The following is a 23,365-nucleotide window of genomic DNA, read 5'->3' on the forward strand; positions in this document are numbered from 1 at the left end:
TCCTATGATTATCGGACCGTCGCGAGGACGGTGTCGGTGGACGGGGTGGTGAGCCGGGATCGGCCGAGCAGGGGCAGCACTTCCTCGCCCACCCGGTAGGCCTCCTCCAGGTGTGGGTTGCCCGCGAGGATGAAGGCGTCGACGCCGAGGTCGATGAGTTCGTCGAGCCGCTGCGCGACCTGCTCGTAGCTGCCGACGAGGCCGAAGGCGGGTCCGCCGCGGATCAGGCTGAAGCCGCACCAGACATTGGGCTGGACTTCCAGATCGCGGTAGCCGGTGATGGTCTCGGGCACCCAGCCGGCGATCCTGGCCGCGCCGACCGAGTCGCCCTGGGCGGCGCGGTTGGCGGCGTCGCGGTCGACGAAGGCCCAGCCCTTCTCGATCTCGGCCCAGGCCGCTTCCTCGGTGTGCCGGGCGACGACGTCGATGCGGACCGCGAACTTCGGTGTACGGCCGAGTGTTTCGGCGTTGCGCCGGACACCGTCGAACTTGGCGCGCAGGTCCGCGAACGGCTCGAGCCAGGACAGGTAGTAGTCGGCGTGGCGGCCCGCGGCGGCCACCGCGGCGCCGGAGGACCCCGAGAAGTACACCTCGGGGAACGGCTGCCCGGCCAGACCGGACGGCAGCGCGGCCCCGGCGGTGCGGAAGAAGCGACCGTCGTGGTCGAACGGTTCGCCGTCCCACACACCGCGCAGGACGTCGAGGAATTCGCTGGTGCGGGCGTAGCGGTCGTCGTGGGACACCTTGTCGCCCCACCACAATTGCGCCGGTCCCCCGCCGCCGCTGATGATGTTGTAGACCAGCCTGCCGCCGGTGGCGCGTTGCAGGCTCGCCGACATCCTGGCCGCCTGCACCGGGTGCAGGAACCCGGGCTGGAAGGCGACCATGAAGCGGTAGGTGGTGGTCTCGGCGGCCAGCGCGGACGCCACGGCCCACGGATCGTCGGTCACCGGGAACGACGGGAGCAGACCGCCGAGGAAGCCCGCCGATTCGGAGGCCTTGGCGACGGCGGCGACGTGGTCGAGATAGCTGTACTCGTCCAGGGCGCCGCCGCGGATGGCGGGGGCGAGATTGCCGGGACCGTAGCCGCCGGCGTTGCCGCGGTTGTAGCGGCGCGGGGTACGCAGGGAGGCGTGGTCGCCTTCCATGCCGATGCGCCAGTAGACGTCGATGGTCATGCGGTGAGCTCCTGCGCGGTGCTGAGGGTGCGGCCTGCCGGGTCGGCGAGGAACAGCAGGTGTTCGCCCGCGCGGTGGATCTCCTCGATCTGCGGATGACCGGACAGCACGAAGCTCTGCACGCCGGCGAGCTCGTAGACCGACAGCTGACGGGCCACCTGTTCGTAGCTGCCGACCAGGCCGATGCGCTGTCCGTAGCCGAGCGCGTCGAAGCCGGCCCAGCGGCCGTCGCCGAGAGCGTGCGCGGCCGCGGAATCGGTGCGGCCCAGCTCCTCCCACTGACGGTGCACGCGCGCCCAGGCCTCGTCCTCGGTCTCCCTGGCGATGATCGGCAGGTCGAGCGCCACCCGGACCCGGCGGCCCACGGCGGCGGCCCGCTCCCCCAGTTCCGCGGCGGCGCGGGAGATCCCGTCGAGTTCCTCGCCGAAGACGTGGACGTCGCCGTGCGCGGCCGACAGCTCCAGCGCGGCCGCCGAGGTGCCGCTCAGATGGACCGTCGGGAACGGCAGGCCGGACAGGATGCCACGGAACCCGCCGTCGACCACGTCGTAGTACTGCCCCGCGTATTCGAACCCGGTGCCCGCGAATCCGGCCGCGCCGACCTCGGTTTCGTTCCACACCCCGCGGGCGACGGTGAGGAACTCCGCGGCGCGCCGGTAGCGCTGGTCCCCGCCGACCTGGTCGCCGCGCGAGCGGGCCTCGGCGTCGTCGGTCTCGACCGCGAGCCGCCAGTTCAGCCTGCCCCGCGAATGCCGCTGCAGCGTGGCCGAGATCTTGGCCGCGTACACCGGTGTGCCGAAGGCGGGCTGGAATTCGACGGTGACCCGCGCGTAGCGGGTCGAGCGCAGCGCGGCGCCGGCGACGATCCAGGATTCCTCGCCGAGTGGATCATAGGGCGCGAGTACGCCGTCGAAGCCGTTGAGTTCCGCGGCGTCGACGATCTGGGCGAGATCGTCGAACGGGCCGAACCGGCCGGGACGCACATCGGTGGCCTCGGTGCGCGGCGCCTGCGGCCCGAATCCGCCACGACCGCGCAGCGCGGGGACGGCGCGGCGACCGTCGCCCCGACTGGGCAGGGTCCAGACGAACTCGGTCATGCGGGCACCCGCTCGGCGGCGACGAGTTCCTTCGCCCGGGCCAACGGCTCGGCGGCGACCCAGGATTCGAGGTCGAAGTCCGCGGCCAGGAAGCCGTGGGCGTAGAGGAACTGCTTCTGCACGCCGAGCAGTTCGATGCGTTCCTCGCTCAGCGACGGGTGCAGCCCACGATGGAACTCGTCGCCGTAGGCGGCGACGACACCCTCGGGGCCGGACAGCGTTTCGCGTTGCAGTACCGCGCGGACCCCGTCGAGGTCCCCGGCGGCCCAGTCGGCGGCGCGCAGGCTCTGCGCGAGGAAGCCGACGACGACCTCGGGCCGGGATTCGAGCAGGTCCGCGTGCACCGTGATCGGTCGCGGGGTCCCGTTGTTGACGCGCAGGTGCTTGGTGGCCGAGGCGTCCAGGTCGACCGCGACGCGCAGCCCGTGCTCCCGCGCGACCTCCTGCGCGCGGGCGCCCTTGACGTAGACGGCGTCGACCGTGCCCGCCAGCAGTTCCTCGACACCCCAGGTGGTGGACCGGCGGGCCGACTGGATCGCGGTGCGTACCTGCGGATCCCGGTCGACGTCGAGTTCGGTGACGCGCACGTCGGCCAAGGTCAGCCCGGCCGGGCGCAGCGCGTTGGCGAAACCGTGCAGCGCCATCGCCCGCGGGAAGCTGCGGGCCTGGTCCTGCGCCCAGGCGGGCACGCCGAGCCGCAGTCCGGCCAGGCCCGCCGCGTCGGTGACCGGCGAGTCGGGGCCGACGAGGATCGCCTGGGATTCGTCGATCCAGGTCAGGCCGATCAGCCGGGTGGGCGAGCCCTGCGCCCGGGCCGCCAGCGCGGGCACGTTGCCGCCCTCGCGGATCAGTCCGGACAGATCGTGCAGGAAATGGTGGCCGGCGAGTTCGGGGCCCGCGTCCTGCAGGACACCGAAGTCGAGGCCGGCGCTCGCGGCGGTCTCGCCGAGCCAGCCGAGGCTGTGCGCGAGACCGCTCGCGGTCGGCACGGGGCAGCGGGTGTACCACAGGGTTTCGGTCATGACAGGCTCCTGATGTGTGGTCCGACGCCCAGTTGGGCGAGGAATTGCGTTCGGTAACCGAGGGTTTCGGGTGCCGCGTGGTCACGCGGCCGGGGCAGGTCGATGGCCTCGTCGACGGCGAAGCGCCCGTGGTCGAGGATGATCACCCGGTCGGCGAGCCGGATCGCCTCGTCTACGTCGTGGGTGACCATGAGGACGGCGGGGCGGTGCCGGGCGACGAGATCGCCGACCAGGTCCTGCATCTGGAGCCGGGTCAGCGCGTCCAGCGCGGCGAACGGCTCGTCGAGCAGCAGCAGTTCCGGTTCCCGGACCAGGGCCCTGGCCAGGGCGGCGCGCTGGGCCTCGCCGCCGGACAGGGTGGCGGGCCACTGGCCCGCCTTGCCGTCGAGGTGCACTTCGCTCAGGGCCCGCAGACCCGCTTCGCGCTGCGCTTTGGTGCGGCGCAGGCCGACGAGCACATTGGCCAGCACCCGCTTGGACGGGATCAACCGGGGCTCCTGATAGACCGTGGTGCGGCGCGGCGGCACCAGCACCTCCCCGGCATCGGGCACCTCCAGGCCGGTGAGCAGGCGCAGCAGCGTGGTCTTGCCGGTGCCGCTCGGACCGAGCAGCACGACGAACTCGCCGCGCCGGATGGTCAGGTCGACGCCGTCGAGCACCGTCTTGTCGCCGAAGGCCTTGCGCAGCCCGGTGATCGAGACCGCCACCGGCGCCTGCTGATCGACCGCAGGCTCGACGGGCGCGGCCGCTGTCGTGGTCATCGGATCGCCACCTGCTTGCGCCAGGGCATCGCGTAGCGTTCCGCGAGCCGTACGAGTGCGTCGAACACCAGACCGAGCAGCGCGTAGAGCACGACGCACAGCACCATGTAGTCGGTGCGGTTGTATTCCTGGGCCAGCGTCACCAGATAGCCGACGCCCTCCTGCGTGCCGACCTGCTCGGCGGCGATGAGGCCGGTGATGCTGATCGACAGGCAGATCCGCAGCGCCATCAGGATGCCGGGCAGCGCGGCGGGCACGATCACCTCGGCGACCAGCCGGGTGCCGGTGAGTCCGAAACTGCGCGCGGCCTCGACCATCTTGCGGTCGACATTGCGCACGCCCAGATAGGTGTAGGCATACATCGGCGCGGTGGTCGCCACCGCGATGAGCAGCACCTTGTAGAGCTCGTCGATACCGAACCACGAGATGAACAGCGGGACCAGCGCGAGGAAGGGCACCGCACGCACGATCTGCATCGTCGAGTCGACCAGTTCCTCGCCGAGGCTCGACAGCCCCGACAGCAGCCCGAGCACCAGGCCCACCGAGACGCCGATCGCGACGCCGGCGGCGGCCCGGCCGAAGGAGGCCAGCGCGAAGTCGATCAGCCGGCCGCCGTCGAGCAGTTCCAGCAAGGCCGCCCAGACCGCGCCGGGGCTCGCGATCACCCGGGGCGAGATCGCCCCGCTCGCCGAGCCGACCCACCAGGCCGCCACGACGGCCGCGGGCAGCGCGGCACGCAGGCCGAGGGACAGCCACCGGGGACGCTGCCCGGTGACCCGGGCCAGCGGCGGCGCCAGTTCGAGGGTGGTCATGTCACTTTTCCTTCAGTGCTGCCAGCTGCTCGGGGCTGAGCTTGGAGCGCAGGTCGTAGAAGATGTCGGCGGCGGTGATCCGACGGCTGATCACGCCGTTGTCGGCGAAGGTGTTCACCACGTCGGCCAGGGCGGCGGCGTCGGATTCGGCGGGCAGGCGCGGCACGGTGACCTCGGAGCCCACCCGCACGGCGTCGGCGAGGCGGTCACCGGTCAGCGCGCGCGGACCGGTCTTGTCGAAGACGTTTTCGAAGTCGGCGGGCGCGGCCTTCTGCTCGGCGGTGAGTCCCTGCAGCACTTCCAGGTACTTGGCGGCGACGTCCGGGCGCTGCTCGAGGACCTCGGTGCGGAACACGACCACGGTGTTGTCGTGCGAGCCGATGGCCTTCTCGGTGACGATCTCGCGGGCGCCGGCGGCCTTGGCCTCCTGGTAGGGCACCAGGAACGAGGCCCAGGCGTCGACCTTGCCGGTGGCGAAGGCCGAGGCGGCGTCCTTCTGCTGCAGCGGGACCCTGGTCACCTCGTCGGCCGGAATGCCGGCCTGTGCCAGGGCTTTCAGGGTGATGTACTCGCCCTTGCCCGCGGGGTTGACCGCGATCCGCTTGCCGACCAGCCCGGCGACCGAGGTGACCCCGGACTCGGGGGTGACGACGATGCCGCTCTGATCCTGACCGGCGGGATCGGCCACGGCGACGATCTTGACGCCGACGTCCTTGGACAGCGCCCCCACGACGGGGCTGAACGCGGCGCCGGAGACGTCGAGCTCCTCGGTGTTGAACAGTTTCAGCATCGAGCTGAAACCCGGTGTGGTGCTGACCCATTGGATCTTCGCGCCGAGCGGAGCCAGGGCCGCGTCGAAAGTGCCGTCGCGCTTGCCGACCGCGAGCGGTCCGGTATTGCCCGGATCGGTGACCTTGAGAACGAACGAGGCCTGCGCGCCCGGTTCGGGCGTGGAGCCGGAGCCACACGCCGCGACGAGGGCGACGACGGGGACGATCGCGAGCGCGATCCTCGAGAAGGCCGGCAGCCTGCGGGACATCGGGGCTCCTGTGTTCGGGGAAGGGCGGGTAGTGCTTTCGCAGCGTAGGAGCGGCCCTGTCGCCGAACGAGGTATGTCTTTCCAAGGATCGGAAAGCTTGACAGCCGCCGATCGGGCGATCTATAGCCACTTCCGCGACAGACCCCCATCCCTTTCCGAATATCGGAAAGATGACGAGGCGTCTCGCCGAACCGCTGTGTTACCGTCGGCTCCGTGGAGACCTCCAGCGTGCAGACCGTGACCCGGGCCCTGTCGGTACTCGATTGCTTCCGCGGCGGCGAGGAACGGGGCGTCTCCGAGGTCGCGCGCGCCCAGGGCCTGGCGGTGAGCACCACCCACCGACTGCTCAGCGCCCTCGTGCAGGCCGGATTCCTGGAGAAGGACGCCGAATCGAGCCGTTACCGCATGGGTGGCGCGCTGGCCGAGTACGGGCAGATCGCCTACCGCCAGCACAAGATCTACCTCGCCGAGCCGTATCTCGAGCAGCTCGCGGCCACCACCGGCGCCACCGGGTCGGTCGCCACCCGCCACGGCATCCACGCGGTGTTGCTCGGCACGAGCCGCTGGCGCGAGAGCGACGGGCACGAGCTACAGGGCGTGCGCCTGCCGCTGCACGCGAGCGCGCTCGGCAAGGCACTGCTCGCATGGTCCGACGTCGACAACGACGAATTGCGTTCCCTTCCTTACGAAGAGGGCACCGAGCGGTCGGTGTCGAACGCCGAGGAGATGCGCGCGGAACTGGTCGCGACCCGGGCCCGCGGCTACGCCTTCAACGACCGGGAGCTCGATCCGGGCTACCGCACCATCGGCATGCCCATCCTCGACCCGCAGGGCCGGTGCCGTTTCGCGCTCGGCCTGCGTGGGCCGGTCGCGCTGATGATCGACGAACGGGTGCCGTTCTTCGTCGAACTCGCCAAGGTGACCGCGGCCGATATCGCCGCCACCTTCGCCGCCGCCGCGGACTGACCGCGCCCCTTGGGTCCGTTCGGGTGCACCCGAATTCCTGGGACGATACTTTGTATTTGTTTAGTTGAGCTCATGAAGGGAGCGGTGGTGGCGACCGATACCGCAGGTCCCGCGGTCGGGCTGCGCTCCGAACGCGGCGCGATCCTGGCCTCGCTGATGATGTCGACGAGTCTGATCGCGCTGGACTCGACGATCATCGCCACCGGCGTCCTGACCATCACCAGCGATCTCGGCGGATTCGCGCTGTTCCCGTGGTTGTTCTCGATCTATCTGCTCACCCAGGCCGTGACGGTGCCGATCTACGGCAAGATCGCCGACACCGTCGGCCGCAAACCGGTGATCCTGTTCGGCATCGCGGTGTTCGCGCTGGGCTCGCTGCTGTGTGGGCTCGCCACGAGCATGGTGGCGCTGATCGCGTTCCGGGCGATCCAGGGCATCGGCGCGGGCGCGATCCAGCCGATGACGATGGTCATCGCCGCCGACCTGTACACCCTGCCCGAGCGGGCCAAGGTACAGGGCTATCTGGCCGGGGTGTGGGCCGGATCGGCGGTGCTCGGCCCCCTGGTCGGCGGCGCCTTCGCCGATTTCGCCAGCTGGCGCTGGATCTTCCTGGTCAACCTGCCGCTGGCGGCGCTGGCCGGGGTGATGCTGCTGCGCAACTTCACCGAGCCGGCCCCGCGCCGGGCGCGCGGACACGTCGACTATCTCGGCGCGGCCCTGCTCACCCTCGGCGCGGGCGCGCTGATCCTCGCGTTGCTCGAGGGCGGCCAGTCGTGGGCGTGGAACTCCCCCGTCAGCCTGGCGCTGTTCGCGGGCAGCGCCGTCGTGCTGGTCGTCGTCGGCGTCGTCGAGCACCGCACCGCGAATCCGATTCTGCCGCTGTGGATCTTCACCCGCCGGGTGGTCGTCGCGGCGAGCGCGGTGTCGATGCTGATCGGCGCGATCGTGCTCGGGCTCACCTCCTATGTCCCGACCTTCGCCCAGGGCGTCCTCGGCACCACCGCCACCCTCGCCGGCCTCACCGTCGGCGCCCTGACCATCGGCTGGCCGATCACCGCCTCCCAAGCAGGCCGGTTCTACCTGCGACTCGGCTTCCGCACGACCGCGCTCATCGGCAGCGTGATCGCGGTCCTCGGCTGCCTGACGCTGCTCCCGATCGGCGATCACGCGAGTCCGTGGCAGCTCGCGGGCGCCTGTTTCCTCATCGGCGCGGGCATGGGCCTGGTCGCCAACCCGACGCTGATCGCCGCCCAGACCGACGCGGCCTGGTCCGAGCGCGGCGTCGTCACCTCGGCGACCATGTTCGCCCGCTCCATCGGCAGCGCGGTCGGCGTCGCCGTCTTCGGCGCCGTCGTCAACGCGCGGGTCGACGCGGCCGACCGCCCTGACCCCGGCGAACTCGCCGACGCGATCCACCTGGTGTTCGTCACCCTCCTGGCCATGTCGGTCGTCCTGCTCGCCGCCGCGGCCACCATGCCCGGCGCACGGCCCACCGCCCCCGCCGACGTCCAGGTCGACTGATCCCCGCTACGCCGCACGAGCATTCGGTCGCGGCACCGAACCCTCACTGCCAGCGGCCACGACACCCGCGCTAGATACTGGGCCGATCGAACCCGCTCGGCCACGCGAGCTCTCGGCGCAGTGCCGAACGATCGGACGCCACCGGCGGAGCTGCGCTGCACCGCCGGGGTGCGCGCCGGTAGGGTCGAGACGGTGTGGGGAACAGGGGATTCGACGGATCCGGCGGGGCGACGGGCGAGTCGGGCGAGGTCGTTCGGGGCGCAGGCCGCGGTGTACGCCGAGCACCGGCCGGACTACGCGGCGGCCGCGATCCGGTGGGCATTGGCCCGGGTCGGGCGGACAGACCCGGTGGTCCTCGATCTGGGCGCGGGCACCGGCAAGCTGACCGACGGATTGCTGGCGGCCGGAGCGACGGCCATCGCGGTCGAACCCGATGCGGCGATGCTCGCGGAGCTGGTGCGGCGGTATCCGGCGGTGAGGGCGCTCGCCGGTGCGGCGGAGGCGATTCCGCTGCCCGACGACTCGGTGGACGCGGTGGTCGCCGGGCAGGCGTTCCACTGGTTCGATCAGGACAGCGCGTTCCCCGAGATCGCGCGGGTCCTGCGGCCGGGTGGGGTGTTCGCGGCGTTCTGGAATACCGACGACGACAGCACCGAGTGGGTGGCCGGGCTCCAGCGGATCTCCCGGTCGGCGGTGTCGTTCACCCCGTCCGAGACCGAGGACCAGCTCCCGGCGCATCCACTGTTCACGGCATTCGAGAAGGCGGAGTTCACGCACGCACAGCGACGCACCGCCGAATCGCTGGTAACGACGATCGGCACCCATTCGCACACCGTGGTGATCTCCCCGGAGCAGCGCACCGCGCTGCTCGACCGCATCCGGGACTACCTGCGCGCGACACCGGAGACCGCACAGGGCGAGTTCGACTTCCCGTTGCGTACCGAGGTGATCCGGGCGGTGCTGCGCGGATCACCTCGGCACTGAGCGTCAGCTCGCGCGTTCCGCCAGGCCACGCACCACGTCGACGACCTCGCCCGGCGCGAACTCGACGACCCGGCGTACCCGTGAATTGGCCACGGGCGCCAGGTCGACGACGATCGGCGCGCCCGGGCCCTCCTGCGCGACCGCGGTGATCCGGTCCTGGAGGAAGCCGCCGTCGGGGACGCCGACGCGAATGACGTCACCGACCGTGAGCGCCTCGGCCCGGACCGGGCCGCCGAACGCCGCGGTGGGATCGAAGGTGCCGCAGCGGGTGTGGCCGGTGGTCGCGCCGAGGCCGCGCTCGGCGATCGTCCACCACACCGTCGATTCCGGTTCGCCGGCCCCGACGCGCGCGTGCCAGGCCAGCACCCGATCGCGTTCTGCCTCGGCGGCCGCGCGGGTCTCGTGCAGGGAGACCTGCCTGCGGACCGGGGCGTTGCGGGAGCGGGTGGTGCCCGCCGCGCCGTCGATCACCAGGATCCACCGGGCGCCGACGGCGTCGTCGCGGCGGGCCGAGACCCGCTTGGCCAGGGCCAGTCCCGGCGTGGCGCCCAGCTGGTCGGCCGCCTCCTCGATGCTCGCGACGAGCCCGAGCGAGCGCAGCAGCTCGGCCGCCGACAGCTCCGAGGTCCCCAATTCCTGCGCCAGCGCGGTCATCGGCGTGCGTCGGCGCCAGCCGATCCGGGCGCAGTGTTCGTGCCGGGTGAACCACAGCCCGCTGCGGGTGCGGCGGTGCTGATCGACGACCACTGCCCACCAATCCCATTCGGGCTCGGCGACCAGCCTGCCGCGAATCCAGCGTTCCCGCTCGGCCGTGGGCACCCGTTCCTCGGGTGGCACGAAATTGCGGAGGGCGGCGCGCACCGCGGACTCGGTGCGCCCCACCGTCCTCGCGGTGCGCGCCAGGTCGGCCCCCGCGCGCAGATCATCGGCCAGGACCCGGTATTCCGATTCCCGCCAGGTGGTCCCATGCCTGCTCGGTGGCTGCAGATCGCCACGGTCGTCGTCACTCATCCCCGTGCCCCCGTTCTCGCACCGCCCGGCCACACTCGCGCCGGGCTCGTTTGTGTGACCCTTCGACGATACCGGTGGGGTATGACAGAAAACGCTTGTCTGCCAGCGGCTTTCCAGCAAACGGGGGTGCTGCTCAGCCGGTGTGCGCGACGCCGCGGCGGCCGAAGGCGTAGTAGCCCAGGCACACCAGCGCCGCCCAGACCGCGCCGACGACCAGCGCGGTGCGCCCACCGTCGGTCCACAGCAGCAGGACCACGACCAGGCCGAGGAATCCCAGTGCGGCCCAGTTCGTCACGGGCGCGCCGGGCAGCCGGTAGTCACTGGCGGGCAGCTCCCCCGCCCGAACCTTGGCGCGATACTTCAGGTGGCACATCAGGATCACGCCCCACACGACGATGATGCCGACGGTGCTGACCGAGGTGATGTAGGCGAAGGCCTTGTCCGGCGAGATCAGGTTGACCACGACGCCGATGACCATCGCCGCGGCCGAGGCGCAGATGCCGGTGAACGGCACCGACTGCTTGCTCAGCTTCGCGAAGCCGACGGGCGCCTCGTCGCGCAGCGCGAGGCTGCGCAGCATCCGGCCGGTGGAGTAGATGCCGGAGTTGCACGACGACAGCGCCGCGGTGAGCAGCACGAAGTTGATGATGCCCGCGGCGGCGGGAATACCGATCTGCTCGAACACCTCCACGAACGGGCTGCGGCCCGCGTGGAAGGTCCGCCAGCTCGCCACCGACATGATCACCACGAGCGCGCCGACATAGAACAGGCCGATGCGGAACGGCAGCGTATTGATCGCCTTGCGCAGGGTGGCCTTCGGATCGCGGGCCTCCCCGGCCGTCACACCCACCAGTTCCACACCCACATAGGCGAACACGACGATCTGCAGCACCAGCAGGGTCTGCCCGAAGCCGTGCGGGAAGACCCCGCCGTCGGCCCACAGGTTGGTCACCGTCGGGTTCGCGGCATGGCCGAAGCCGAACACGAGCACGCCGATGCCGATCAGGATCATCGCCAGGATCGCGGTCACCTTGATGGCCGAGAACCAGAACTCGCCCTCGCCGAAGATCCGGACCGAGATCAGGTTCGCGGCGAACAGCACCGCCAGCACCACCAGCGCGGTCACCCACTGCGGGATGTCGAACCAGTACTGCACGTATTTGCCCGCGACGGTGATCTCGGCCATGCAGGTCGACACCCACACCGCCCAGTACGACCATCCGGTGGCGAAACCGGCGAAGCGGCCGAGGAATTCGTGCGCGTATTCGGCGAAGCTGCCCGACACCGGTCGATAGGTCAGCAACTCACCGAGCGCGCGCATGATGACGAAGATCGCCAGGCCCGCGGCCAGGTAGGCCAGGATCAACGACGGCCCGGCCTGCTCGATGGCGGCGCCGGAGCCGTAGAACAGGCCGGTGCCGATCGCGCCGCCGATGGCGATCATCTGGATGGTGCGCGGGCTCAGCCCCCGCGCGTAGCCCTCCGATTCGGTCGTCGGAGTGGGCGCCTGCACGGCTGCGGTGGATAGCCCGGGGCCGTCAGCTGACATGGATCGTGTCCTTCCGTCGCGTCGATCAGTCCTGCACGCTACCGCCCGGCAAGCGTGGCCCCAGTCACCCCCACCGCGGGCACGGAAATACCGGCCGCCGCGCACGAGTTGCCCCTTGCGGGGGTTCGTCACGGTCGAGGAGGCTCATGAGCGCGGTCACGCTGTCGGTTCTGGATCTGGCGCCGGTGCAAGCCGACGTGAGCGCGGGCGATGCCCTGCGCGCCACCACGCGGCTGGCCCAGCACGCCGAGGAACTGGGCTTTCGCCGATTCTGGGTGGCCGAGCACCACAACATGCCCGGCATCGCCAGCTCGGCGCCCGCGGTGGTGCTGGCGCATCTGGCGGCCTCGACCTCGCGCATCCGGGTCGGTTCGGGCGGGGTGATGCTGCCCAACCATCCGCCTCTGGTGGTGGCCGAGCAGTTCGGCACGCTCGAGGCACTGCATCCCGGCCGGATCGATCTGGGGATCGGCCGTGCCCCCGGCACCGATCCGGTGACCGCGCGCGCCCTGCGCCGCAGCGCCGAAGGGCTCGGCGGCGAGTCGTTCCCCCGCGAGCTCACCGCGCTGATCGGGTTCTTCCGCGGCGCCGACGGCGAAGGCATCGTCGCCAGCCCCGGCCGCGGCACCGAACCGGCGGTGTGGCTGCTCGGCTCGAGCGGCTACAGCGCCCAGGTGGCGGCGGTCCTCGGGCTGCCCTTCGCGTTCGCCCATCACATCGCCCCGGACAACACCGCCGCCGCGCTGGCCCTCTATCGCGACAACTTCCGGCCCTCGGACGTGCTGAGCGAGCCGTACACGATCGTGGCCGCCTCGGCGATCTGCGCCGACACCGATGCCGAGGCCGACCGGCTCGCCGCGCCGCGCGACCTCGCCTTCGCCCAACTGCGCGCGGGCCGCCCGCAGGCACTCGCCACACCGGCGCAGGCCGCCGCCTTCCCCGGCAGCGACGCCGAGCGCCGCTTCGCCGAGCAGCGCAAGGCCGGTCAGCTGCAGGGCTCGCCGGACACGGTGCGCGAACAGGCGGCCGCGCTGCTGGCCGCCACCGCGCCCGACGAGCTGATGCTCAACACCCTCGTCTACGACATCGACGCCAGGATCCGCTCGCTCGAGCTCAGCAGCAAGGCGATCAACGGCTGAGCCGGACCCGGCTCACAGCAGCCGGAATCCCCGGGTCTGCAACGACTCCCGCAGGCGGTGGCGGCCGTTGAGCGAGGCCACCGACGCGAGCCGGGCCAGCACCCGCTCGGTCCAGGAGAACGGCAGACCCTGGTCGGCGTAGATCTCGCCGATCCGCTCCTCGTAGGTGTCGATCGGGGCGCGCTGACCGGCCAGGTCGTAGGTCTCCTGGTGCAGGACGGCGGCCTGCGGCAGGCGCGGCTTCACCCGGGTTCCCTCGGCCGGGTCGGGATGGCCGACGACCAGGCCGAAGACCGCGAACACGTGGTCGGGCAGCCCCAGCTCGGCGGCCACCCGCTCCGGATCGTTGCGCAGCGCGCCGATGTAGACGGTGCCCAGGCCCAGGGATTCGGCGGCGACCACCGCGTTCTGCGCCGCCAATGCCGCGTCGACGAAACCGACGTAGCTGGATTCGAGGTAGTCGGCGCCGTCGAGCGGCACGCCGCGATCGTCGGCGAGCTGGCGCAGACGGGCGAAGTCGGCCGTCCACACCAGCAGTACCGGAGCCTGCACGATGTGCTCCTGCCCACCGGCGACCTCGGCGAGACGGGCCTTGCGCGCCGGATCGCGCACCTCGACAACGCTCCACACCTGCAGATTCGACGACGTCGCCGCGGACTGCGCGGCCGAGACCAGCAGCCGGATCGTCGCGGGCGGCACCGGATCGGGCAGGTAGCGGCGCACCGACTTGTGGCTGTGCAGCACCTCCAGCACCGGGTTCCACTGCGCGGGAACCTCGGTCGCCGGATCGGCGTAACGCTGCTGCACGAGGTGGACGGGGCTGGGGGCGGTCTGCGTCATCTCGCCATCGTCGCCGCACGGGCCGCGCACGTCTGCGGTAACCCTCAGCGTGAACCGAACGACGACCCCGGCACGGCCGATCGATACAGTGGTGCGGGGGAACCCACCGACGGGTGGGACGAGGGAGTGCGTCATGGGCAAGGTGTTCGATCGGATCGACGACAGACTACGAACCTTCATCGGCGAGCAGCCGATGTTCTTCGTCGGTACCGCGCCCTCGGCCGGCGGCCACGTCAACGTCTCCCCCAAGGGCTACCGCGACACCTTCGCGGTCCTCGACGATCACACCGTCGCCTATCTCGATCTGTTCGGCAGCGGCTCCGAAACCATCGCCCATCTGCGCGACAACGGCCGGATCACCGTGATGTTCTGTTCGTTCACCCGCACCGCCCGCATCCTGCGGCTGTTCGGCACCGGCCGCGTGGTGCGGCCCGACTCGGCCGAATTCGCCACGCTGCGTGATCATTTCGGCACCGACCACCCCGGTATCCGGGCGGTGGTCGTGGTGTCGGTGGAGCGGATCGCCGACTCGTGCGGCTGGTCGGTGCCCTATCTCGACCTCGTCGAGGAACGCTCGATCCTCGACGAGGCGCACACCCGCCGCACCGACGCCGATTTCGCCCGCCGCATCGCCGGCGACAACGCCACCAGCATCGACGGCCTGCCGGCGCTGGAACCGGATCATCCACTGCCGTCCCAGCTCACGCGCGAACCCACGCCACCCGCCGTGGACGGCTAAAGTGCGGCGGTGAACACCGGATCCGCCAGCTCGCTGCTCGATCGTCTCCTCGCCACCCAACCCGCGCCCGCCTGGTGGCTGGTGCTCGCCACCGCCGCCGTCGCGCTCGTCCTGGTCGGTTACCGGCCGCTGTGGCGGCTCACCAGGGCCGCGGTCACCATGGCGCACGAGGGCGGCCACGCGCTGGTCGCCCTGCTCACCGGGCGCAGGCTGCACGCGATCACCCTGCACACCGACACCTCGGGCCTGACCGTGTCCAGCGGCAAGCCGACCGGTCCCGGCATGATCCTCACCGCCGCCGCGGGCTATCCGGCGCCCGCGCTGCTCGGGCTGGGGTACGCGGCGCTGCTCGGGTCGGGCCGGGTGACGCTGATGCTGTGGGCGACGCTGCTGATGCTGGCCGCCGTGCTGATCAAGGTCCGCAACATCTATGGGCTGCTGACCGTGGCCGTGCTCGGCGCGCTGGTGTTCGGGGTGTCCTGGTTCGGAACCGACCAGATGCAGGCCGCGTTCGCCTATCTCGCCGCCTGGTTCCTGCTGGCCGCCGCGGTCCGCCCGGTGATCGAACTGCAGCGCAGCCGCCGCAGGCAGCCCGGTCACACCGCCTCCGACGCCGACCAGCTGGCCCGGCTCACCCATCTGCCCGCGCTGCTGTGGGTGGGGATCTTCGCGGTGCTGTGCCTGGCCGCGCTGGTGGTCGGCGGTGCACTGCTGCTGGCGCCGGTCCAGCAGCTGCACCCGCTGCTTCAGCGGTGAGCAGCGCGCCAGGCCTCGACGGCCTCGGTGACGAGGACGGTCGGCGGCTCGAGCGCGTTGAGGGTGATCCCCGCTTCGTCGGGCTGTAGTGGTTCCAGCGTGGCCAGCTGGGAATCGAGCAGCGCCGTCGGCATGAAATGGCCGAGCCTGCCGGTCATCCGGCGCAGCAGTTCCTCGCGGCCCGCGGCCAAGTGCACGAAGTAGGTGTTCGGGGCGCCGCGGCGGAGTCGGTCACGGTAGGTGCGCCGCAGAGCCGAGCACGCGGCGACACCGCCGGATTCCTGATGCTCACCGAGCCAGCCCGCGACGATGTCGAGCCAGGGCGCGCGGTCCTCGTCGGTCAGCGGGATCCCCGCCGCCATCTTCTCGATGTTCTCGATGGGATGGAAGTCGTCGCCCTCGGCGTAGGGCACCCCGAGCCGTTCGGCGGTGAGCGCGCCGACGGTCGTCTTCCCGCATCCGGACACGCCCATCACCACGATGACGGGTTGCACCACACCGACCTCCTCGTCCGAGCCACTGCCCTACAGGCTCACACACCCCGCCGCGACCGGGTTCGGGAAACGCCGGACCGGCGGTCGATCCGTGCGCCGTTTCAGGGAATCGGGCGGTCGGTGGGCAGGTTGACGAAGCTCGGCGCGGCCGGATCCAGACGCAGGTGCTGGGGTTCCATGCCGCTCGCGTTCAGCATCGGCCGGAACGGCAGCGCTTTGGGCGCGTTGCCCGCGTAGACATCGATGCGCAGCCGATGCCCCGGCGCCAGGACCGCCTGCGTCGGGATGACGGCGACGTCGAGGTCGGTGGGCGCGCCGGGCACCACGGGCAGCAGATCGTCGACGGTGAGCGGATTGAACGGCGCGGTGAGGTCGCCGTTGACCGAGCGGGCACTGCGCCGTTCGTCGATCGCGCGCATCGATGTGGTGAGCTGACCGGTGGTCAGCACCGTCGAGGTGCCGTCGGGCGATACGTCGTTGACGGTGACATTCCAGAAGCCGTCGGTCGTGTCGTGCACGGTGTTGAGCCGCACATTGATCGGACCGGAGATCACCGTCTGCTCGGTGAGCGGGGCGCTGGTGAAGGTGAGCCCGTTGCGTTCGGCGATCCGGGAGTCCTTCGCGCAGGTGTCCAGCGCGGCGGCCATCCCGGCCGAGCCCTGCGCCGCGTCGCGCGAGCAGATCGTGCTCAGACCGGGTGCGACGGTGAGGTTTTCGGTCGTCGTCGGCCCGGTGGCACTCAACGATCCGTCGTGGAGGCTGTCCTCGGTACTGCCGCTGGGCGCGGCCGAGAGATAGACGCGACGGTGGGTGACACCGGGCATCGGGAACTCCGGCAGCGTGATCCAGCTACCGCCCTGCTGCTTGACCGTGACCGGCCCGAAGGTGTCCACGCCGCTGTCGATGTCCTTGAGCCACTTGTCGAACCAGGCCCGCTGCAAGACGTCCAGACGCGGCGGTGCGCCCGGAACACCGGTCCCCGCACCGGGATTGGCGTGATAGGTGTCGCCGACGACGAGCTGTTTGCGCCCGGCGGGCAGCGGGATCTGCTCGTAGAGTTTGGTCGCGCTGTTGGCGAAGATGTCGTGCCAGCCGCCGTAGACGAAGGTCGGCACGGTGACCTGCTCGGGATGCCCCATGATCGCCTCGCGGAACGCGGAGGTGTCGTCGAGGGCGCCGTCGAGCGCGGGCGGCATATTCGACAGCGAGGGGGTGAGCAGGGACTGGGCGAGCAGGTCGAAATTGGTGGTCGGGTCGGCGAGGCGATCGTGGAACCAGGTCCAGTCGAAGGTGCCGTCGGCCATCGAGGCGACATCGGGCACGAGTTTGAGCTGGTTGACCGAGTTCAGCCACAGCGGCAGGAAGGTGGTGCCGACGCCGCCGCCGGGGGCGACCACGTCGCGCATCAGGTCGCTGCCCGGTTCCACAGGGAAGATCGCCTGCAGCGCGGCGGGGGCGTTCTCGGCCGCGCGCAGCTGATTGATGCCGGAATAGGAGCCGCCGCTCATCCCGATCCGCCCGTTCGACCACGGCTGGCGGGCCGCCCAGTCGATCACCTCTCGGGTGTCGAGCTGTTCGCGGGCGCCGAGGGTGTCCCATTTGCCTTGCGACAGGCCGGTTCCGCGCACGTCGGCGACGACGACGGTGTACCCGCTGCCGATGAGCTTGCGGTCGACGCCGAGCATGGTCTGGATCATGCCGCCGTCGAGTGCCTGCATCAGGTCGCCGAACCCGCTGATCGGCGTGGCCGACAGGTTCAGCCTGCGCACGATGTCGACCGCCGTGGCCTGCAGGCCCGGGATGGCGGCGGCGGATTCGATCAGGCCGGTCATCAGTTTCGAGTAGGGCGTGAGGCTGACGATCGTCGGCAGCGGCTGCTGCTCGATCTCACCCGCGGCGTTCGCCGGCCGGTAGACGTCGGCTTTGAGCACGACGCCGTCGCTCATGGTGATCCGCACGCCGCGCTCCACTCGCACCTCGGGATAGGCGCCCGGCCCGTCGTGCAGGGCCGTCCACCGGGCCGCGGGCGGTTCGGCCGGGTCACCCGCCGCCGGTCCGCCGCCGCATCCGAGCACGAGCATCACCGCGAGGATCGTCACGAGCATCCGGACGAACCCACGTTCGGAACCTCTCACTGCCATTGCGTCGCTCCCCGACCGGTTCGTTCGTCTCCACTGTTGACCTAGCCACCACACGATCGAGCGCGGAAACTGTAACAGGGGTAACGACCTGGCGAGCCGAGCGTCGGCCCGCTCGGACTGTCGCAGTGAATACCCGTTGTTCCAGTTCAGCGCGCTGTGCGGGTCGCACGACTGTCGGAGGCTGATGGTTGACTGGCACCCGCCGGCGCGGTTCCGGCCGGCTTCCATCCATCACCGAGGAAGGACGTTCGACAATGCCGACACGTGACGAAGCTTGGCCGCAGGGCACGCCCTGCTGGATCGACTGTCAGGTCGACGACACCACCGCCGCCCGTGACTTCTACAGTGCCCTGTTCGGCTGGGACATCCAGGACGGGCCCGCCGATGCGGGCGGTTACCTGATGGCGACACTGGACGGCAGGCCCGCCGCCGGCATCGGCCCGAAGCCCGACGGCATGCCGATGCCCTCGGCCTGGACCACCTACTTCGCGGCCGAGCGCGCCGACGAGATCGCCGAGAAGGTGAGCAAGGCGGGCGGCCAGGTGTTCATGCCCCCGTTCGACGTGCTCGACGTGGGCCGCATGTTCATCGGCGCCGATCCGACCGGCGGGGTGTTCGGTGTCTGGGAGGCGAAGGCGCACACCGGCGCCGGCGTCTACAACCAGCACGGCGCCTACTGCTGGAACGAACTGCACACCGGCGGCTACGACCGGGCCCACGACTTCTACAACGCCGTCTTCGGCTGGCACTACACCGAGATCGGCGACGGCGAGAACTTCGTCTACTCCACCTTCGCGCTGCCCGGCCAGACCCACACCATCGGCGGGATGATGGACGCGTCCGCGCTTGGCACGCCGACCTACTGGCTCACCTGGATCCAGGTCGACGGCGCCGACGCCGCGCTGGCCAAGGCCACCGAACTGGGCGCCTCGGTGATCATGGGCCCCGACGACAGCCCGTTCGGGCGGATGGGCATCCTGCAGGCGCCCCAGGGCGAGGTGTTCGGCGTCATCGATCCGGCCGAGGCCGTGGGCGAGGTCCCCACCGGCGCCTGACGGCGAATCCGCACTGCCGTTCGCTTGCGCATAGTCCCCTATCGGCGAACGATGAGCTGTGCGGTGGCTGCCGTCGCGGGCCGAGCGCGTGGACGCGCCCTGGTGGACACGACTCCTCGGCCACCTTCGACAACACAGGAGCCGATGATGTCCGCCCTGACCCGCAAGAATTTCGACGCACCCGAGGAAACCCGGCCCTTCGAGCAGGACAAAGGCCGGCTCGATCTCGTGAATCTCGACAGCGGACCGGTGGGCCGCGCCGTGTTCGAACCGGGCTGGCGGTGGTCACTACACGTCAAACCGATCGCCGGGACCGACAGTTGCCAGGCGCCGCACATGGGCTACTGCCTGTCCGGGCGCATGGTGGTGGTGATGGACGACGGCGAACAGCAGGAGTTCGGGCCGGGCGACCTGATGCTGGTGCCGCCCGGCCACGACGCCTGGGTGGTCGGTGACGAAGCCTGCGTGATGCTCGATTGGCAGGGCGTCGCCGACTACGCCAAGCGGTAGCGGCTAGGGCGTCACGATGGCGAAGTTCGGGTCCGGCTTGTCGATCAGGCCGGGCAGCTTCGTCAGCGCGGTGACATCGCCCTCGACGACGATGTCACCGCTGAGCACTGCCTTCTTCAGATCGCCGCCGCCGGCCAGGCTGCGGATCAGCACGGGCCGTGTCAGGGTGAGGGTGGCCTCCGGCGCGGGCAGCTCGTCGCCGGGGAACCGGTCGTAGTGCACGAGCACGCCGTTGCGCAATTCCACGCGGTGGATCCGGTTGCCCTCGTCGCTGATCCGCCAGTCGCTGGTGAGCTTCACGTCCCAAGCCTTGGGCCCGTCGATGCGCAGGGCCATCGCGTCGAACACCTGCTCCACGCTCAGTGCCGCCGCCAGCGCCGCCGAGTTCGCCGCGGTCGGGGTGCCGAAGGCGCCGTGGCGTAGTTCATGGGCACCGCTGAGGTAGAAGTTGCGCCAGGTGGCGTTCTCCGCGCCGTAGGCGAGCTGTTCGAAAGCACTCGCCTGCAACGCTTTCGCGGTGTCGTTGCCCGGCTCGGCGAAGATCGCGTAGTTCAGCAACTGCACCGCCCAGCGGAAGTCGGCGGCGTCGTAGGCCCGCTGCGCCTGCTGCAACACCGCGGCGATCCCGCCCATCGCCTCGACGTGGCGGCGGGCGTTGTCCACCGGCGGATGCTCCCAGAGGTGGGCGGGGTTGCCGTCGAACCAGCCCATGTAGCGCTGATAGACGGCTTTGACATTGTGGCTGATCGAGCCGTAGTAGCCGTGCGTGGACCAGGTGGCGGTGAGCGCGGGCGGCATCGTCATCATCTCGGCGATCTCGGCGCCGACGTAGCCCTTGTTCAGCAACCGCAGCGTCTGGTCGTTGAGGTAGGCGTAGAGATCGCGTTGCAGCGACAGGAACTCGACGATCCGGTCGGTGCCCCAGATCGGCCAGTGATGAGAGGAGAACACCAGCTCGGCCCGGCGACCGTACCGGTTGATCGACTCCGTCAGGTATTTCGCCCAGACGTGGGGGTCGCGGACCAGCGCGCCGCGCAGGGTGACGATGTTGTGCATGGTGTGCGTGGCGTTCTCGGCCATGCACAGGATGCGACGGTCGGGGAAGTAGATGTTCATCTCCGCCGGCGCCTCGGTGCCCGGCGTGAGCTGGAAGACCATCCGCACGCCGTCGACCGTCTCGACCTGGTCGGTGCGGGTGATGTCGAGCGTGGGCGGGATCAGGCTGACCGTGCCGGTCGAAGTGGTCTGCCCGAGACCCGAGCCGACCTGGCCTTTCGGCCCGCGCGGCAGCGCGGCGCCGTACATGTAGGCGGCGCGGCGGGCCATCGCGGTGCCGGTGTAGATGTTCTCGGCGACCGCGTGTTCCAGGAAGCCGACAGGCGCGAGCACCGGGCAGCGGCCCGCCGCGACATCCTGCGGGGCGAGGACCCCGTAGCTGCCGCCGAAGTGGTCGACATGGGAGTGCGAGTAGATCAGACCGGTCACCGGCCGGTCACCCCGATGCTCGCGATACAGCGCCAGCCCCGCGGCCGCGGTTTCGGCGGACACGAGCGGGTCGATGACGACGACCCCGGTGTCGCCCTCGATCAGCGTCATGTTCGATAGGTCGAAGCCGCGGATCTGATAGAAGCCGGGCGCGATCTCGTAGAGTCCCTGTTTCACGGTGAGCTGGGATTGCCGCCACAGGCTCGGATTCACCGATCGCGGACAGGCACCGGCCAGAAAGTCGTAGGAGTCGGTGTCCCACACCACCTTTCCCGAGGCGTCGGTGATCTTGCCCGGCTCGAGGGAGGCGATCCAGCCCCGATCGGCATCGGCGAAATCGGCAGTGTCGCCGAAGGGCAGATTGTCGGCCAGCGCGCGATTGGCGTCCGCGACGGCCTCGGTCGGGTCCGTCTGCGTCCTCGACGGTGTGATCGCGCCGGTGTCGTCGCCGCAGCTGGTGACGGTCAGGCCGACAGCCAGCGCGGCGGCCGTCCCGGCTCCGACGCCGAGCATGCCGCGGCGCGACACCTCGAACCGCTGGGTATTCGTCCCGTCCACCACGACAACCTCACTCAGGTGCTCACGTCCCGCCGCGGCGGTGCGACCAGGCGTCGCTATTGCAGCATAACTGCAATAGCCGAGTTAGGGCGCGGCGATCGGCACCGCGGCCAGCTGGATCTCGAGCAGCAACCGGTCGGCGGGATCGGCCAGGTCGATGCCGAGCACGGACTCGGCTCGGCGCAACCGGTACCGCAGCGTGTTCGGATGCACGCGCAGCACGGCGGCCGCGGCGCTGACCTCGCCGTGTGCCCGCAGGTAGGCCAGTACCGAGCGGCGCAGTTCGGCGGCGTGTTCGCGGTCGTAGGCGTCGAGCGCGCTCAGCCGGGGATCGTGCAGGTGTGGGCGGTCCCGGACCAGCCCCACGATCTCGGCCAGCAGCACCGCCGTCCTGGCCTCGGCCAGCGTGGCGACCCGACTGCCCGACGCCGCGGCGGCCGGGCTGTCCAGGACCCGATCGACTTCGGCGCGGGCGCTCGCGACCGCCGTCAGCCCGGCCACCGGAGCCGCGACGGCCGCGCGCACCACCAGCCCGCGCGCCTGTTCGAGCTGCTCGACGAGCTTGCGCAGCCAGGAGCCGACGCTGCGCTCGGAGTGATACGACGGCAGCAGCACATACACCCGGTCATCGATCGCCTCGGTCACCGAGTCGTCGCGAAAAGCACTGGCGTGCAAGCGGATCAGGGCGCTGGAGGCGGCCAGGTCGGCGCCCGGGCCGACCGGCGCGAAGCCGATCACCGCGGCGGGGCCGGTGGTCGGCAGGTGCAGCGCGGCCGCCACGGACGGGACGTCCACGCCGTCACCGTGCGCGCCGAAGAGCCTGCGCACCAGCAGGGCCTCGGTCGAGGGCGCGTCCAGTCCGCGCGCGATGATCCGCGCCGCGACCGCCGACGCGCCGCGCAGCACCTGGGCGGCATCGGGGCGCAGCGGGCGGTGACCCTGTTGCAGCCAGATGGTGCCGAGCATCCGCGGGGGTGTGCCGCGCCGGATGCCGACCACCAGCCTGCGCCGGATGTCGAGCTCGGGATGTTCGGGCACGTCGACGACCTCGTCGCTGCGCCGCACCCGGTCGAACACACCCCATTCGCGCAGGATCCGCAGGTAGTCGCCGGGTCCTTCGCGGCCGAGGATGGACCGGATACGCAGTTGATCGGCGGAGGCGTCGGAGGCGGAGTAGGCCAGCACGTGTGAGTGCGGGTCCTCGATGGAGACCATCCCGCCGGTCTCCCTGGCGACCACCTGCGCGAGCCCGAACAGGTCGGTGTCGGGGGCGAGCAGGTCGTGGTCGTCGGCCGCGGCGCGCTGGCCGGGCGAGCGGGCCAGCATCCGGCGTACCAGCGCGAACACCTGGTCCCAGCGTGCCTGCCGGTGCACATGCACCAGGGCGATGCCCGCCGTCGACGCCGCGGCCCGCACGGCGGGCGAGTCGTTGGCGCTCTTGGTCATCAGTACGCGCGGGCGCTGGCCGGGATCGCGGGCACCCACCCCGCGCAGCCATCGCACCATGGCCTCGGCGTCGACGCCCACGAGCAGATACACCTCCGGCAGCGGGCCCTCGGTGTCGAGCTGGTCGGGCAGATCGGCGGGTTCGGCGAGCGCGACCGAGCGCAGCGGGACCGACTCCCCCGCCGGCGCGGCGACGAGGGTGGCGACGGTGTGGTCGAGGGCGGCGAGCAGCTCACCCAGGGTGGTGGCGTCCTCCGGCATC

General features: G+C 70.8%; 21 protein-coding genes. 8 read left to right on the forward strand and 13 right to left on the reverse strand.

The window, feature by feature from the left end:
• Positions 1-8: 8 nt before the first annotated feature.
• The 6 genes from ACIO52_RS29955 to ACIO52_RS29980 are packed head-to-tail and all read right to left on the reverse strand — an operon-like array spanning position 9 to position 5,909.
• A complete protein-coding gene (locus ACIO52_RS29955; protein ID WP_402648595.1) occupies positions 9-1,178 on the reverse strand; it encodes an LLM class flavin-dependent oxidoreductase in 1,170 nt (389 codons plus the stop codon).
• Positions 1,175-2,275 carry an LLM class flavin-dependent oxidoreductase gene (locus ACIO52_RS29960; protein WP_316574635.1) on the reverse strand — a complete coding sequence of 367 codons (1,101 nt, stop codon included), beginning with the start codon at positions 2,273-2,275 and terminating at the stop codon, positions 1,175-1,177. The genes ACIO52_RS29955 and ACIO52_RS29960 overlap by 4 nt, the downstream gene beginning before the upstream one ends.
• A complete protein-coding gene (locus tag ACIO52_RS29965) occupies positions 2,272-3,297 on the reverse strand; it encodes an ABC transporter substrate-binding protein (RefSeq protein WP_402648598.1) in 1,026 nt (341 codons plus the stop codon). Before ACIO52_RS29965 ends, ACIO52_RS29960 begins: the two co-directional genes overlap by 4 nt.
• Positions 3,294-4,058, reverse strand: coding sequence for an ABC transporter ATP-binding protein (locus ACIO52_RS29970; RefSeq protein ID WP_218717428.1), 765 nt, complete (start codon positions 4,056-4,058; stop codon positions 3,294-3,296). The genes ACIO52_RS29965 and ACIO52_RS29970 overlap by 4 nt, the downstream gene beginning before the upstream one ends.
• Positions 4,055-4,870, reverse strand: coding sequence for an ABC transporter permease (locus ACIO52_RS29975; protein ID WP_316574633.1), 816 nt, complete (start codon positions 4,868-4,870; stop codon positions 4,055-4,057). Before ACIO52_RS29975 ends, ACIO52_RS29970 begins: the two co-directional genes overlap by 4 nt.
• 1 nt (position 4,871) lies before the next feature.
• The gene (locus tag ACIO52_RS29980) at positions 4,872-5,909 is read right to left on the reverse strand and encodes an NrtA/SsuA/CpmA family ABC transporter substrate-binding protein (RefSeq protein ID WP_218717426.1); all 1,038 of its coding nucleotides are present in this window, start codon (positions 5,907-5,909) and stop codon (positions 4,872-4,874) included.
• A 213-nt stretch (positions 5,910-6,122) separates the two neighbouring features.
• Here ACIO52_RS29980 and ACIO52_RS29985 point away from each other — a divergent pair, with 213 nt between their 5' ends.
• From ACIO52_RS29985 to ACIO52_RS29995, 3 genes are all read left to right on the forward strand, one after another.
• Positions 6,123-6,875 (forward strand): IclR family transcriptional regulator, encoded by a 753-nt coding sequence (locus ACIO52_RS29985; protein ID WP_316574631.1) that lies wholly within the window; start codon positions 6,123-6,125, stop codon positions 6,873-6,875.
• 87 nt (positions 6,876-6,962) lie between these two features.
• On the forward strand, positions 6,963-8,396 hold the full coding sequence (locus ACIO52_RS29990) for an MDR family MFS transporter (protein ID WP_218717448.1): 1,434 nt from the start codon (positions 6,963-6,965) through the stop codon (positions 8,394-8,396).
• 120 nt (positions 8,397-8,516) lie between these two features.
• Positions 8,517-9,380: a class I SAM-dependent methyltransferase gene (locus tag ACIO52_RS29995; RefSeq protein ID WP_402648603.1), complete on the forward strand. Its 864-nt coding sequence runs from the start codon at positions 8,517-8,519 to the stop codon at positions 9,378-9,380.
• A 3-nt stretch (positions 9,381-9,383) separates the two neighbouring features.
• On the opposite strand, the gene ACIO52_RS30000 is transcribed toward ACIO52_RS29995, so the two are convergent.
• Both ACIO52_RS30000 and ACIO52_RS30005 read right to left on the reverse strand, forming a co-directional pair.
• Positions 9,384-10,391: a hypothetical protein gene (locus ACIO52_RS30000; protein WP_402648606.1), complete on the reverse strand. Its 1,008-nt coding sequence runs from the start codon at positions 10,389-10,391 to the stop codon at positions 9,384-9,386.
• Positions 10,392-10,524: 133 nt separating this feature from the next.
• A complete protein-coding gene (locus ACIO52_RS30005; RefSeq protein WP_402648609.1) occupies positions 10,525-11,940 on the reverse strand; it encodes an amino acid permease in 1,416 nt (471 codons plus the stop codon).
• A gap of 146 nt (positions 11,941-12,086) precedes the next feature.
• Between ACIO52_RS30005 and ACIO52_RS30010 the strand changes: the two genes are divergently transcribed.
• Entirely contained in the window at positions 12,087-13,079 is a 993-nt protein-coding gene (locus tag ACIO52_RS30010; RefSeq protein ID WP_402648612.1) for an LLM class flavin-dependent oxidoreductase, read from the forward strand.
• 12 nt (positions 13,080-13,091) lie between these two features.
• Here ACIO52_RS30010 and ACIO52_RS30015 read toward each other — a convergent pair whose 3' ends face one another.
• Positions 13,092-13,919 carry an NADPH-dependent oxidoreductase gene (locus ACIO52_RS30015; RefSeq protein ID WP_402648615.1) on the reverse strand — a complete coding sequence of 276 codons (828 nt, stop codon included), beginning with the start codon at positions 13,917-13,919 and terminating at the stop codon, positions 13,092-13,094.
• Positions 13,920-14,052: 133 nt separating this feature from the next.
• Here ACIO52_RS30015 and ACIO52_RS30020 point away from each other — a divergent pair, with 133 nt between their 5' ends.
• A complete protein-coding gene (locus ACIO52_RS30020) occupies positions 14,053-14,658 on the forward strand; it encodes a pyridoxamine 5'-phosphate oxidase family protein (protein ID WP_218717421.1) in 606 nt (201 codons plus the stop codon).
• 9 nt (positions 14,659-14,667) lie between these two features.
• Positions 14,668-15,414, forward strand: a complete 747-nt coding sequence (locus ACIO52_RS30025; protein ID WP_402648618.1) for a M50 family metallopeptidase — start codon at positions 14,668-14,670, stop codon at positions 15,412-15,414.
• Here the strand turns inward: ACIO52_RS30025 and ACIO52_RS30030 are convergent.
• A complete protein-coding gene (locus ACIO52_RS30030) occupies positions 15,405-15,887 on the reverse strand; it encodes a gluconokinase (RefSeq protein ID WP_402648695.1) in 483 nt (160 codons plus the stop codon). The two genes, ACIO52_RS30025 and ACIO52_RS30030, sit on opposite strands and share 10 nt — an antisense overlap.
• A gap of 122 nt (positions 15,888-16,009) precedes the next feature.
• Positions 16,010-18,049 carry a CocE/NonD family hydrolase gene (locus tag ACIO52_RS30035; protein ID WP_316574624.1) on the reverse strand — a complete coding sequence of 680 codons (2,040 nt, stop codon included), beginning with the start codon at positions 18,047-18,049 and terminating at the stop codon, positions 16,010-16,012.
• Between the two features lie 254 nt (positions 18,050-18,303).
• Between ACIO52_RS30035 and ACIO52_RS30040 the strand changes: the two genes are divergently transcribed.
• Both ACIO52_RS30040 and ACIO52_RS30045 read left to right on the forward strand, forming a co-directional pair.
• Complete coding sequence (locus ACIO52_RS30040) at positions 18,304-19,104, forward strand: VOC family protein (RefSeq protein WP_218717419.1); 801 nt, start codon at positions 18,304-18,306, stop codon at positions 19,102-19,104.
• A 63-nt stretch (positions 19,105-19,167) separates the two neighbouring features.
• Entirely contained in the window at positions 19,168-19,614 is a 447-nt protein-coding gene (locus ACIO52_RS30045) for a cupin domain-containing protein (RefSeq protein WP_308248418.1), read from the forward strand.
• A 3-nt stretch (positions 19,615-19,617) separates the two neighbouring features.
• Here the strand turns inward: ACIO52_RS30045 and ACIO52_RS30050 are convergent, their stop codons facing one another.
• Both ACIO52_RS30050 and ACIO52_RS30055 read right to left on the reverse strand, forming a co-directional pair.
• Positions 19,618-21,660 (reverse strand): alkyl sulfatase dimerization domain-containing protein, encoded by a 2,043-nt coding sequence (locus ACIO52_RS30050; protein WP_308248417.1) that lies wholly within the window; start codon positions 21,658-21,660, stop codon positions 19,618-19,620.
• An 81-nt stretch (positions 21,661-21,741) separates the two neighbouring features.
• Positions 21,742-23,364, reverse strand: a complete 1,623-nt coding sequence (locus ACIO52_RS30055; protein ID WP_402648623.1) for a PucR family transcriptional regulator — start codon at positions 23,362-23,364, stop codon at positions 21,742-21,744.
• Position 23,365: the final 1 nt, after the last annotated feature.

The sequence above is a fragment of the Nocardia sp. NPDC087230 genome, assembly GCF_044744725.1.
Taxonomy (GTDB): Bacteria; Actinomycetota; Actinomycetes; order Mycobacteriales; family Mycobacteriaceae; genus Nocardia; species Nocardia canadensis.

What these genes read in the sequence shown, in the direction of transcription:
- ACIO52_RS29955 (WP_402648595.1), bottom strand. Translation starts at nt 1,178, where the DNA reads ATGACCATCGACGTCTACTGGCGCATCGGCATGGAAGGCGACCACGCC.
- ACIO52_RS29960 (WP_316574635.1), bottom strand. Translation starts at nt 2,275, where the DNA reads ATGACCGAGTTCGTCTGGACCCTGCCCAGTCGGGGCGACGGTCGCCGC.
- ACIO52_RS29965 (WP_402648598.1), bottom strand. Translation starts at nt 3,297, where the DNA reads ATGACCGAAACCCTGTGGTACACCCGCTGCCCCGTGCCGACCGCGAGC.
- ACIO52_RS29970 (WP_218717428.1), bottom strand. Translation starts at nt 4,058, where the DNA reads ATGACCACGACAGCGGCCGCGCCCGTCGAGCCTGCGGTCGATCAGCAG.
- ACIO52_RS29975 (WP_316574633.1), bottom strand. Translation starts at nt 4,870, where the DNA reads ATGACCACCCTCGAACTGGCGCCGCCGCTGGCCCGGGTCACCGGGCAG.
- ACIO52_RS29980 (WP_218717426.1), bottom strand. Translation starts at nt 5,909, where the DNA reads ATGTCCCGCAGGCTGCCGGCCTTCTCGAGGATCGCGCTCGCGATCGTC.
- ACIO52_RS30000 (WP_402648606.1), bottom strand. Translation starts at nt 10,391, where the DNA reads ATGAGTGACGACGACCGTGGCGATCTGCAGCCACCGAGCAGGCATGGG.
- ACIO52_RS30005 (WP_402648609.1), bottom strand. Translation starts at nt 11,940, where the DNA reads ATGTCAGCTGACGGCCCCGGGCTATCCACCGCAGCCGTGCAGGCGCCC.
- ACIO52_RS30010 (WP_402648612.1), top strand. Translation starts at nt 12,087, where the DNA reads ATGAGCGCGGTCACGCTGTCGGTTCTGGATCTGGCGCCGGTGCAAGCC.
- ACIO52_RS30015 (WP_402648615.1), bottom strand. Translation starts at nt 13,919, where the DNA reads ATGACGCAGACCGCCCCCAGCCCCGTCCACCTCGTGCAGCAGCGTTAC.
- ACIO52_RS30020 (WP_218717421.1), top strand. Translation starts at nt 14,053, where the DNA reads ATGGGCAAGGTGTTCGATCGGATCGACGACAGACTACGAACCTTCATC.
- ACIO52_RS30030 (WP_402648695.1), bottom strand. Translation starts at nt 15,887, where the DNA reads ATGGGCGTGTCCGGATGCGGGAAGACGACCGTCGGCGCGCTCACCGCC.
- ACIO52_RS30035 (WP_316574624.1), bottom strand. Translation starts at nt 18,049, where the DNA reads ATGGCAGTGAGAGGTTCCGAACGTGGGTTCGTCCGGATGCTCGTGACG.
- ACIO52_RS30040 (WP_218717419.1), top strand. Translation starts at nt 18,304, where the DNA reads ATGCCGACACGTGACGAAGCTTGGCCGCAGGGCACGCCCTGCTGGATC.
- ACIO52_RS30055 (WP_402648623.1), bottom strand. Translation starts at nt 23,364, where the DNA reads ATGCCGGAGGACGCCACCACCCTGGGTGAGCTGCTCGCCGCCCTCGAC.